Origin of the sequence: Tessaracoccus sp. MC1865, from assembly GCF_017815535.1 — a bacterium.
Classification (GTDB): Bacteria; Actinomycetota; Actinomycetes; order Propionibacteriales; family Propionibacteriaceae; genus Arachnia.
This window is the reverse complement of the sequence record NZ_CP072596.1, coordinates 2,314,114-2,326,130: the sequence shown is the minus strand read 5'-3', so window position 1 is coordinate 2,326,130 and position 12,017 is coordinate 2,314,114. Positions and strand designations below refer to the sequence as shown.

Genomic DNA, 12,017 nt, shown 5'->3' with positions numbered 1-12,017 from the left:
CCCGTCGGCCTCTCGCCCAGAAGGGCGAGGCGCAGAAGGCCTAGGCGTCGACGCTGAGCGCTGCCCGGCAGACCCGTGGGCCCACCTCGAGGTGGCCCACGGTGAACCGGGAGCCCTCGGTGATGCCGTCCAGCAGGCCCTGGTGTACGGAGCAGACCAGCGGCAGCTGGTCGACATCGATGACCTCGCGGAACGGGCAGCGGGTGAACGTCAGCGAGTCCTCCGTGGTCAGCACGCCGAAGCCTCGCTGGCTGAGGTGGGCTTTGAGGCCCTCGACATCCAGCGCCTCGGGGTCGCGGGACCGTGCGCCCCAACTCTTGCCGGCGTGCCGGGCCCTTTCGGGGCCGTCGCTCTCCGGGGCGACGAACTCGCCCAGCAGAGCGTTGGCCAGTTCCAGGAGGTGCGTGTTGCCGATGGTGGGGGACTCGCTGGTGGCGGAGTAGAGCAGCGGCGGGCGGCCGGTGCGGCCGCTGGGCTGCGTGGAGCGCTCCGCGAAACCGGAGTCGACCAGGGCGTCGAGGTGGAACCTGGCCGAGTTCTTGTGCAGGTCCAGTTGCTGGGCCACGGCGCCCACGGTCAATGGCCCGCTGGCCGACTGCAGGAGTGACAGAACGCGGGTACGAGTGGGACCTAGGCCGTGCATCAATCCATTTAAACACAGCGTTGCAGGGCATTTGCACGAGGGGTGTGGTGAAAGTCCGGGTAGCATGCGGACATGCTGGTTGACGGATATGGACGCACGGCGCGTGATCTGCGCGTCTCGCTCACTGACCGTTGCAACCTGCGCTGTACCTACTGCATGCCCGCAGAGGGCCTGCTCTGGCAGCCCGTCGAGGAGACCCTCACCGACGACGAGGTGTCGCGGGTCATCAAGGTCGCCGTCGAGCGGCTCGGAGTGACCCGCATCCGGTTCACGGGAGGTGAGCCCCTGTTGCGTGCCGGCCTCGAGCGCATCGTCGCGGTGGCCGCCACGCTGACACCCAGACCGGAACTGGCGCTGACCACCAACGGCCTCGGCCTCGACAAGCGCGTCGACGGGCTCGTCTCTGCAGGGCTGGACCGGGTCAACATCTCCCTGGACTCACTGGATCGGGAACGCTACGCGCAGCTCGCGCGGCGCGACCGGCTCCCAGACGTGCTCGCCGGCATCGAAGCCGCGCAACGCGCCGGTCTGGAGCCGGTGAAGATCAACGCCGTCATCATGCGCGGGGCGAACGAGCCCGACATCGTGCCGCTCGCCCAGTTCTGCCTGGAGCGCGGCTACCAGTTGCGCTTCATCGAGCAGATGCCGCTCGGCCCCAAGGGGGAGTGGGACCGCGACGCCATGGTCACCGCCGCCCAGATCCTCGGTGCCTTGGAGGAGCAGTTCGACCTCAGCCCCGCGGAAGAGCCGCGCGGTGCGGCGCCGGCGCAGCTGTGGCGGGTCGCGGCCGACGACGCGCAGCCCGGTGGGCTCGTCGGCGTGATCGCCTCGGTCACGCACCCCTTCTGCGGCGACTGCGACCGCACCCGCATCACCTCGGACGGCCACGTACGCACCTGTCTGTTCTCCCGCACGGAGACGGACCTGCGCGCCATCCTGCGCGATGGCGGCTCCGACGACGACCTCGTCGCCGCCTGGACCGGCGCCCACCGCACCAAGCCGAAGGCCCACGGGATCGACGAGGTGGATTTTGTCCAGCCAGACCGCACGATGAGCGCCATCGGCGGTTGACAGTAGGGAGATGAATCTGTGGAGGTCCGGTTCTTCGCCGGCGCTGCCGAAGCGGCAGGCGCCGACAGCCGAATCATCGAGGCCCGCGGCCTGACCGCGGACCAGGTGGTGAGCCAACTCGCCGAGGGCAATGAACGCCTGGCCAAGGTGCTCAACGTGAGCGCCCTGCTGGCAGACGGCACCCGCATCACGGACCGCAGCACGGACCTCTCAGAGGTCCAGTCGCTGGACGTGCTGCCGCCCTTCGCCGGGGGATGAGCCGGTGATCGCCGCCATCGTGCTGGGCGGTGGCCGATCGGCCCGCATGGGCACGGACAAACTGGCCCTGGAGCTCGACGGCGCCACCTTGCTGGCGCGCACCTGCTCGGCCGCAGCCGGCGTCGCCGCGCGCGTGGTGGTGGCGGGTCACGAGCAGCCCGGGCTCGACGTCGAGTTCGCGCTGGAGGACCCGCCCTACGGGGGTCCGGTGGCGGGCATCGTGGCCGGGCTGCTGGCCCTGGACACGCCACCCGGGAACGACCCGGTGGACTCGGTGGTCATCTTGGCGGGGGACCTGGCCAACCCCGACGCGGTCGTCGACCTCCTGGCCGTGGCACAGCTGGGAAAGGACGGTGTGGTGCTGGTCGATGCCGAGGGGTGGCGCCAGTACCTCGCGGGCCGCTACCGCCTCGACGCGCTGCGTCGGGCGGTCGACGACGTGGGAGAGGTGCGTGACCTCTCCGTGCGGCGTTTCCTGGGCGGCCTGGACGTCGCCGAGTTGCCCGCGCCGCCGTCGGTCACGGCAGACCTGGACACCCCGGATCAGTTCGCTCAAGCAGGCCGGTTGCTCTACGACACGCCGTAAGACATAATTTCGAAAATGTCGAACAAACGGGCCCCGATGCAGGCAGACTGTGGCGCATGAGTACAGATTCCGCGCGCCTTGACGGCCCCGCCTCTGACGCCCTCCTCAAACTCGGGCGGTACTTCACTCAATGGGAGACCACAGACGATGATCGGGCCGTGTTCCGCGAGGGCGGACGCCAAGGCGACGTGTTCTACCGCGACAGGTGGAGCCATGACAAGGTGGTGCGCTCGACGCACGGCGTGAACTGCACCGGATCCTGCTCGTGGAAGGTCTACGTCAAGGACGGCATCATCACGTGGGAGGCCCAGCAGACCGACTATCCCACCACGGGTCCTGACCGCCCCGAGTACGAGCCGCGCGGCTGCCCCCGCGGCGCCGCGTTCTCCTGGTACACCTACTCCCCGACGCGGGTGCGCTACCCGTACGGCCGCGGCGTCCTCATCGAGATGTACCGCGAGGCCAAGAAGCGGCTCGGCGACCCGGTGGAGGCGTTCCGCGAGATCTCGACGGACCCCGCCAAGCGCCGCCGCTACCAGCAGGCCCGCGGCAAGGGTGGCCTCGTGCGGATCAGCTGGGACGAGGCGCTCGAGATCGCCGCCGCCAGCTACGTCAACACCATCAAGAACTACGGCCCTGACCGGGTGGTGTCGTTCTCACCCATCCCGGCGATGAGCCAGGTCAGCCACGCCATCGGCACGCGCTTCACGCACCTCATCGGCGGCGCCATGACGAGCTTCTACGACTGGTACGCCGACCTCCCCGTCGCGTCGCCCCAGGTCTTTGGCGACCAGACGGACGTGCCGGAATCCGGCGACTGGTGGGACGCCACCTACCTCATGATGTGGGGCTCCAACGTGCCGGTCACCCGCACGCCGGACGCGCACTGGATGGCCGAGGTCCGCTACCGCGGCACGAAGGTGGTCACCGTCGCCCCGGACTACGCGGACAACGTGAAGTTCGCCGACGAGTGGCTCCCCGCCCAGGCGGGCACCGACGCCGCCCTGGCGATGGCGATGGGCCACGTGATGCTCAAGGAGAACTTCGTCGACCGCCAGGTGCCCTACTTCCAGGACTACGTGAAGCAGTACACGGACCTGGGCATGCTGATCACGCTGGTGGAGCACCCGAACGGCCACGGCCTGACCGCCGGTAAGTTCCTCACCGCGGCAGACCTGCCCGAGCACGCCGACAAGCCGGACGCGGCCTTCAAAACCGTCATGTGGGACCAGGCCGCCGCCGGGCCGGCCGTGCCGAACGGCTCGATGGGCTTCCGCTACAACGAGGACGGCGCCGGCCAGTGGAACCTGGAACTGGGCAGCATCGACCCCGCCCTGTCGCTTCTCGGCCAGGCCGACACGCAGGGCGTCGAGGTGGCCCTGCCCGTCTTCGAGGACCCGAAGGGTGTGGGCTCCATCATCCGCCGGGGCGTCCCCGCGCGGAAGGTCGGTGACCACCTGGTCACCACCGTCTTCGACCTGATGCTCGCCCAGTACGGCGTCGGCCGCGACGGCCTGCCCGGCACCTGGGCGAAGGGTTACGACGACGTCGACTCGCCCTACACCCCGGCGTGGCAGGCCGAGATCACCAGCGTGCCCGCCGAGGCCTGCATCCGCACGGCCCGCGAGTTCGCGCAAAACTCCGAGGAATCCAAGGGCCGCACGATGATCATCATCGGCGCCGGCATCTGTCATTGGTTCCACGCCGACACCACCTACCGCTCGATCATGGCGCTGCTCATGCTCACCGGGTGTATCGGCAAGAACGGCGGCGGCTGGGCCCACTACGTCGGCCAGGAGAAGTGCCGCCCCATGACGGGCTGGTTCAACATGGCCAACGCCATGGACTGGTCGCGCCCGCCGCGCACCATGATCGGCACCGCCTACTGGTACATGCACACCGACCAGTGGCGCACCGACGGCTTCTCCGCAGACCGGATCAAGTCGCCGCTGTCCACCGGCAGCCTCGACGGCGTGCACACCGCTGATGCGGTGGCGCTGTCGCACCGGCTGGGCTGGATGCCGTTCTACCCGCAGTTCGACGCGAACCCGCTGGACCTGGCGGACGAGGCGCAGGCCGCCGTCGACCGGGGTGAGGCCGCCAGCGTGCAGGACTACGTGGCCGCGAAACTGAAGTCCGGTGAGATCAAGAGCTCCGTGGAGGACATCGACGCGCCCCAGAACTGGCCGCGCACCATGATCCTGTGGCGCTCGAACCTGTTCGGCTCCTCCGCCAAGGGCAACGAGTACTTCCTCAAGCACCTGCTCGGCACCCACAACAACGTGATGGAGAACCAGCACGGGGCAGACCTCCGTCCCGAGGTGGTGAAGTGGCACGACGAGGCCCCGGAGGGCAAGCTCGACCTGCTCATCACCGCTGACTTCCGCATGACCAGCTCCACCCTGTTGAGCGACATCGTGTTCCCGGCCGCCACCTGGTACGAGAAGTACGACCTGTCCAGCACCGACATGCATCCCTACGTGCACGCGTTCACCCCGGCGATCGACCCGCCGTGGGAGACGAAATCGGACTTCGACGTGTTCGCTGAGCTCGCCATCAAGTTCTCCGAGATGGCCAAGGGGCGCCTCGACACACGCAGGGACCTGGTCGCGGTGGCGATGCAGCACGACACCCCCGGCCAGCTGGCCCAGCCGGGCGGCACGGTGCCGGACTGGCGGGGCACGGATCTTCCGGCCGTGCCCGGCAGGAACCTGCCCATCCTGCAGGTGGTGGAGCGCGACTACACGGCGATCGCCGACAAGCTGCTCACAGTCGGCCCCTTGGCCGAGGAGCTGGGCTTCACGGTCAAGAACATCACCTACGACGTCTCGCACCAGGTGGGCGAGCTCGGCAAGCTGCACGGTGTCTACCCCTCGGGCCCGGCCGCCGGTCGCCCGGCGATCAACACCGACAAGCGCCTGGCAGAAGCCATCCTGATGTTCTCCGGCACCACCAACGGCGAACTGGCGACGCAGGGCTTCCGCACCTTGGAGAAGAAGACCGGCCGCCGCCTGGCAGACCTGTCGGAGGGCCTCGAAGAGCGCCGGATCACCTTCGCCCAGACCCAGCAGGCCCCGCAGCCCGTCATCACCTCCCCGGAGTGGTCCGGCTCGGAGACCGGTGGCCGCCGCTACGCCGCGTTCACCATCAACGTGGAGCGGCTCAAGCCGTGGCACACCCTCTCGGGCCGCATGCACTTCTTCCTCGACCACGACTGGATGACGGACGCGGGCGAGAACCTGCCGACCTTCCGGCCCCCGCTCGACATGACGGCCGCCTATGGCGAGCCTGAACTTGGCCCCACCGGGGAGAAGCAGATCACTCTGCGCTACCTCACGGTGCACAACAAGTGGTCCATCCACTCCGAGTACCAGGACAACCTCCTGATGCTGAGCCTGGGCAGAGGCGGTCCACAGGCCTGGTTGAGCGTGGCCGACGCGGCGTCGATCGGCGTCCGGGACAACGACTGGATCGAGCTCACCAACGCCAACGGCGTGTTCGTGGCCCGCGCCGTCGTCACCCCGAAACTGCCCGACGGCGTGGCCTATGTGCAGCACGCGCAGGAACGCACCATCGACGTGCCGAAGTCGGAGGCCACCGGCCGCCGCGGCGGCATCCACAACTCGGTGACCCGCATCCTGCTCAAGGCGACGCACCTCATCGGCGGATACGCGCACCAGGCGTACGCCTTCAACTACATCGGCCCCACCGGCGTCCAGCGCGACATCGTGTCGACGGTGCGCCGCCGCTCGCAGGAGGTTCAGTACTGATGGCAAAGCAGCGACGTGTCATGGCCCAGGTGGCCATGGTGATGAACCTGGACAAGTGCATCGGGTGCCACACGTGTTCCGTGACGTGCAAGCAGGCGTGGACCAACCGCGCCGGCACCGAGTACGTCTGGTTCAACAACGTGGAGACCCGCCCGGGCCTCGGCTACCCCAGGCAGTACGAGGACCAGGAGAAGTGGCAGGGCGGCTGGGTCCGCACCAAGTCGGGCCGGCTGAAGCTGCGCTCGGGGGGCAGGTTCAAGAAGCTCCTGAGCATCTTCGCCTCGCCCGTACAGCCTGAACTGGGCGACTACTACGAGCCGTGGACCTACGACTACGAGAACCTCATCCAGGCCCCGCTCGGCGACGACTTCCCGGTTGCGCGCCCCAAGTCGCTGATCACCGGCGACAACATGGCGATCTCGGCCTCGGCCAACTGGGACGACTCGCTGGGCGGCATCAGCGAGACGATCGACCAGGACCCCATCGTGCGCAAACTGCGCGAAGAGGCGAACCAGGAGATCAAGGCGGAGTACGAGAAGACCTTCATGTTCTTCGTGCCCCGCATCTGCGAGCACTGCCTCAACCCGTCCTGCATGGCCGCTTGCCCGTCTGGCGCCATCTACAAGCGTGCGGAAGACGGCATCGTGCTGGTGGACCAGGACAAGTGCCGCGGCTGGCGCCAGTGCATCACCGGTTGCCCGTACAAGAAGATCTACTTCAACCACCGCTCCGGCAAGGCCGAGAAGTGCACCATGTGCTATCCCCGCCTGGAAGTGGGGCTGCCGACGGTGTGCTCCGAGACCTGCGTGGGGCGCCTGCGCTACATCGGCATCATCCTCTACGACCCGGACATGGTCACCAAGGCCGCGCTCGCCGATGACAAGGACCTCTACGAGGCCCAGCTCGACCTGATGCTGGACCCGAAGGACCCCGAGGTCATCCGCGACGCCAAGGCCAACGGCATCCCGTCGGACTGGCTGGAGGCCGCCCAGCGTTCCCCTGTCTACGCGCTGATCAAGCACTTCAAGGTCGCGCTGCCGCTGCACCCGGAGTACCGGACCATGCCGATGGTCTGGTACGTGCCGCCGCTGTCGCCGGTGGTGGACCTGCTGAAGGCGCAGGGCCACGACTCCGAGGCGGGCGGCAACCTGTTCGGTGCCATCGACACGCTGCGCATCCCCGTGGAGTACCTGGCGGAGCTGTTCACCGCGGGCGACGCCGACGTGGTCACCCTGGTGCTGCAGAAGCTGGCGGCCATGCGCTCGTACATGCGTGACGTGACGCTCGGCCGCGAGCGGCAGCCGGAGTTGGCGCACGCCGTCGGCATGGAGCCCAAGGCGCTGGAGCAGATGTACCGGTTGCTGGCCATCGCGAAGTACGACGAGCGCTACGTCATCCCCAAGGCGCACCGGGAGGACGCCCACAACCTGGAGGAGATGGGCTGCTCGCTCGACTTCGACGGCGGACCGGGCGCGGGTGGCGAGGGGCCGTTCGGCTCGTCGTCCGGGCGCCCCATACCTGTGGCCATCGAGAGCTTCGCCTCGGCGAAGGCCCGCCAGACGGACCCGGGGGCGGTGTGATGAGCGCCGTCATCTTCCAGGCCGCCGGCCTGCTGCTGACGTACCCCGATGAGGAGCTCCTGGGCCGCCTCGACCTCGTGGAGGAGGCGGTGGGGCAGAGCCGCGCCGCCGCAGACTTCGCGCCGACGATCGCCCACCTGCGCTCCAAGCCGCTGATGGAATTGCAGTCCTGGCACGTTCAGGAGTTCGACCTGTCCCGCCGCCACGCGCTCCACCTGACGTACTGGACCGACGGCGACACCCGCCGTCGCGGGGAGGTGCTGGCCGCGATCAAGCAGACCTACCGCGACTCCGGCCTGCTCGTCGACCTCGACGGCGAACTGCCGGATTTCCTGCCGATGGTGCTCGAATTCGCCGCGGTCGGGAATCCCGAGCTGGGCGTCGCACTGCTCAACAAGTTCCGGGCTTCGCTCGAACTGCTGCGCATCGGCCTGGCTGAGGACAAGCTGCCCCAGACAGGGCTGCTGGCCGCCATCTGCGCCGAGTTGGGCGGCGCCTCGCCGCAGTCGCGCGCCGAGGTGCGCGACCTCATGGCCGGACCGCCTGCTGAAACCGTCGGCCTGGAGCAGACCCTCCTGCCATATCCCACGATGCAAGGAGCCGCACGATGAAATTCCTGCTCTGGGGCGTGCTGCCCTACGTCGTTCTCTTCGTCCTGGTGGGCGGCCTGATCTGGCGCTACAAGTTCGACCAGTTCGGCTGGACCACCCGATCGTCGCAGATGTACGAGTCCAAGCTCCTCAAGGTCGCCTCCCCGCTGTTCCACTTCGCGCTGATCGCCGTGCTCATGGGCCACCTCGTGGGCCTGTTGATCCCCAAGGTGTTCACGGACTGGGTCGGCCTCGACCAGCACTCGTACCACCTGGGTGCCTACTACGGCGGCGGTCTCGCCGGCCTGGCGCTCGTCGTCGGCCTGGCCCTGCTGATCTGGCGTCGTCGGCGCACCGGCTCGGTGTTCGCGGCCACCACCTGGAACGACAAGATCATGTATCTGGTCCTCGCCACGGTCATCGGCCTGGGCATGGTCGCCACCCTCACCGGCGACCGGTTCGCCGACGGCACCGAACACAACTACCGCGAGACCGTCTCCATCTGGTTCCGCTCACTGTTCGTCCTCCAGCCCGACGTGGACGCGATGGCCGCTTCCACCTGGCAGTTCCAGACGCACGTGGTCATCGGCCTGCTGCTGTTCGCCATCACGCCGTTCACCCGGTTGGTGCACGCCTTCTCAGCACCGTTCCACTACCTGTTCCGTCCCTACATCGTGTACCGCACCCGCGACACCTCGCCGCGCCACTCCGCCACCCGCACGGGTCGCGGATGGGATCCGGTGGGGACCCGTGACAACGAGAAAACCCGCCGCTAGGACCCCCGTTGACCAAACACCTCATCGAGGTCGCGCCCATCCACGACACCGGCAAGGGCGCAGGCCGGGTACTCACGATGTCCACCATCGCATTCACCCTGATGTTCGCCGTGTGGCTCATGTTCGGCATCCTCGGCATCCCCATCCAGAAGGAACTGGGGATCTCGGACGAAGAACTCAGCTGGATCGCCGCCTTGGCCGTCCTCAACGGGTCGATGTGGCGGCTGCCCGCAGGCATCATCGCCGACCGCATCGGCGGCCGTAAGGTCACGCTCTTCCTGCTGTTCGCCTGTGCCGTCCCCGCCTATCTGGTCTCGCTCGCGGACAACTACACGATGCTCCTGGTCCTGGCGTTCCTCGTGGGCTTCGCGGGCAACCTCTTCTCCGTGGGCACCACCTGGAACTCCGCGTGGCACTCGAAGAGCCGCCAGGGTCTCGCGCTGGGCGTGTTCGGGGCCGGCAACGTCGGCGCGTCGGTCACCAAATTCATCGGCCCCGTCCTGATCACCACCACAGCCGGCTCCACCTTCTTCCTGGGCATCCAGGGTGGGTGGCGGCTCATCCCCGTGATCTACGCGGTGCTGCTTGTCATCACGGGCGTCGCCACGTGGCTGATCGTGCCGCGCGTGGATCGCGCCCCCGGCACCGCGAAGCCCGTCTCCGAGATGCTCAAGCCGCTCAGTAACGTGCGCGTGTGGCGCTTCAGCGTCTACTACGTGGCCGTGTTCGGCGCCTACGTGGCGTTGTCGGCGTGGCTGCCGAAGTACTACGTGGACAACTTCGACGTCGACCTCGCCGTCGCGGGCCTGCTGACGGCCACCTTCATCTTCCCGGCGTCGCTGCTGCGGCCCGTCGGCGGCTGGATGAGCGACCGGTGGGGCGCCCGCAAGGTCATGTACTGGACGTTCGCCCTGATGCTGGTCACCAGCGGCATCCTCATGATGCCCAACGGCCACATCACCATCGTGCATCCCGACGGTGCCCAGACCCAGCACCTGCACTACTCCATGCAACTGCCCTGGTTCGTCCTCGTGGTGTTCCTGCTGGGCTGTGCCATGGGCTTCGGCAAGGCGGCGGTGTTCAAGCACATCCCCGAGTACTTCCCGGAGAACGTCGGCTCGGTCGGCGGGCTCGTCGGCACGCTCGGCGGCCTGGGCGGCTTCATCCTGCCGCCCCTGTTCGCCTACTCGAAGACATGGTCCGGGTTCCCGAGCAGCACGTTCTTCGTCATCTTCGTCCTCACGGTGATCTGCGCCGCGTGGATGCACATCACCATCGTCCGGATGCTCCATGAGGAGACCCCGCAACTCGCCGGCACGATCGAACGCCCCATGGAGGAGGCCACGCAATGAGTACAAAGCTGGAGACGAAGGGCGACTGGCTCGTCTCGTGGGACCCCGAGGACGAGTCCAAGTGGGACAAGAAGCTCGCCTGGAACACGTTGACGGTGTCGACGTTCACGCTCACCCTGTGTTTCGTGGCGTGGTTCCTGCCGAGCGCCATCATCCCCAAGCTGAACGCGCTGGGCTTCACCTTCACCAAGGCGCAGCTGTACTGGATGGCCTCGATGCCGGGCCTCTCCGGTGGCCTCCTGCGTCTGGTCTGGATGGTGCTCCCGCCCAAGATCGGCACCCGCAAGATGGTGGTGCTCACCACCCTGCTGCTGATCCTGCCGGTCCTCGGCTGGGGCTTCGAAGTGACCAACCCCGACGTGCCCTATTGGCGCCTCATGGGGCTGGCGTTCCTGGCCGGTATCGGCGGCGGCGCCTTCTCCGGCTTCATGCCGTCAACCTCCTACTTCTTCCCCAAGCGCATGCAGGGCACCGCGCTGGGCCTGCAGGCCGGGATCGGCAACTTCGGTGTCTCGCTCGTGCAGCTGCTGACGCCCTGGCTCATTTCGTTCGGCATGTTCACGTTCCTGGGTTCGCAGCAGATGGCGGTCTCCGGTGAGCAGCCGGTCACCATCTGGTACCAGAACTCGGCGCTGGTCTACCTCCCCTTCATCATCGCGGGCGCCATCTGGGCCTACATCGTCCTGAAGTCCGTGCCGGTCAAGGCCAACATCAAGCAGCAGTTCGACATCTTCAACAACCCGGACACCTGGCTGATGACGCTGCTCTACATCATGACCTTCGGCACGTTCTCGGGCCTGTCGGCGCAGTTCGGCCTGCTGATGGCCAACCTCTACGGTGCCGCGAACCCGCAGATCGTGGAGGGCGCCGGTGCCGCTGCGCAGGTGCTCATCGAGGGCTATTCGGTGCCGGATCCGGTGAAGTTCGTCTTCCTCGGCCCGCTGGTGGGGGCCGGTGCGCGCATCCTGTTCTCACCGCTCACGGACCGCATGGGCGGTGCGGTCTGGACCCTCGTGTCCGGCATCGGCATCTTCGTGTCCATCCTCATCACCATCCCGTCGTTGACGCCGGACTACTCCAGCGCGGAGGCCCTTCAGGGCTCGTTCAACCTGTTCCTCTGGGGCATGCTGGCGATCTTCCTGTTCTCCGGGATCGGCAACGCGTCCACGTTCAAGCAGATGCCGATGATCTTCGAGCGACGCCAGGCGGGCGGTGTGATCGGCTGGACGGGCGCCATCGCCGCGTTCGGGCCGTTCCTGTTCGGCGTGGGCCTCACCATCATGTCGCCCACGACGTTCTACATCATCGGCGCCGTCTTCGCGGTGATGTGCATCGGCATCGCCTGGGTTCGTTACGCGCGGCCCGGTGCCCCGAAGCCCAGCTGAGCCGGC

10 protein-coding genes are annotated in these 12,017 nt (G+C 67.6%); 9 read left to right on the top strand and 1 reads right to left on the bottom strand.

All coding sequences use genetic code 11. From position 1 onward, the window contains the following. Window positions 1-40: 40 nt before the first annotated feature. Window positions 41-643 (bottom strand): metalloregulator ArsR/SmtB family transcription factor, encoded by a 603-nt coding sequence (locus tag J7D54_RS10850; protein ID WP_182763897.1) that lies wholly within the window; start codon window positions 641-643, stop codon window positions 41-43. A gap of 72 nt (window positions 644-715) precedes the next feature. On the opposite strand from J7D54_RS10850, the gene moaA reads away from it, so the two are divergent. From moaA to J7D54_RS10805, 9 genes are read left to right on the top strand one after another with little or no spacing between them, the layout of a single operon-like run. Beyond that, window positions 716-1,714 (top strand): GTP 3',8-cyclase MoaA, encoded by a 999-nt coding sequence (gene moaA / locus J7D54_RS10845; RefSeq protein WP_182763896.1) that lies wholly within the window; start codon window positions 716-718, stop codon window positions 1,712-1,714. Between the two features lie 18 nt (window positions 1,715-1,732). Next, window positions 1,733-1,972, top strand: coding sequence for a MoaD/ThiS family protein (locus tag J7D54_RS10840; RefSeq protein ID WP_182763895.1), 240 nt, complete (start codon window positions 1,733-1,735; stop codon window positions 1,970-1,972). 4 nt (window positions 1,973-1,976) lie between these two features. After that, window positions 1,977-2,558 (top strand): molybdenum cofactor guanylyltransferase, encoded by a 582-nt coding sequence (locus tag J7D54_RS10835; RefSeq protein ID WP_182763894.1) that lies wholly within the window; start codon window positions 1,977-1,979, stop codon window positions 2,556-2,558. Window positions 2,559-2,614: 56 nt separating this feature from the next. Continuing rightward, on the top strand, window positions 2,615-6,328 hold the full coding sequence (locus tag J7D54_RS10830; RefSeq protein WP_182763893.1) for a nitrate reductase subunit alpha: 3,714 nt from the start codon (window positions 2,615-2,617) through the stop codon (window positions 6,326-6,328). After that, window positions 6,328-7,908 carry a nitrate reductase subunit beta gene (gene narH / locus J7D54_RS10825; RefSeq protein ID WP_182763892.1) on the top strand — a complete coding sequence of 527 codons (1,581 nt, stop codon included), beginning with the start codon at window positions 6,328-6,330 and terminating at the stop codon, window positions 7,906-7,908. The genes J7D54_RS10830 and narH overlap by 1 nt, the downstream gene beginning before the upstream one ends. After that, entirely contained in the window at window positions 7,908-8,519 is a 612-nt protein-coding gene (gene narJ, locus J7D54_RS10820; protein WP_182763891.1) for a nitrate reductase molybdenum cofactor assembly chaperone, read from the top strand. The genes narH and narJ overlap by 1 nt, the downstream gene beginning before the upstream one ends. Further along, window positions 8,516-9,274, top strand: a complete 759-nt coding sequence (gene narI / locus J7D54_RS10815; RefSeq protein WP_182763890.1) for a respiratory nitrate reductase subunit gamma — start codon at window positions 8,516-8,518, stop codon at window positions 9,272-9,274. Before narJ ends, narI begins: the two co-directional genes overlap by 4 nt. 8 nt (window positions 9,275-9,282) lie before the next feature. Then, entirely contained in the window at window positions 9,283-10,626 is a 1,344-nt protein-coding gene (locus J7D54_RS10810) for a nitrate/nitrite transporter (protein WP_245243965.1), read from the top strand. After that, entirely contained in the window at window positions 10,623-12,011 is a 1,389-nt protein-coding gene (locus J7D54_RS10805; RefSeq protein WP_182763889.1) for an MFS transporter, read from the top strand. The genes J7D54_RS10810 and J7D54_RS10805 overlap by 4 nt, the downstream gene beginning before the upstream one ends. Window positions 12,012-12,017: the final 6 nt, after the last annotated feature.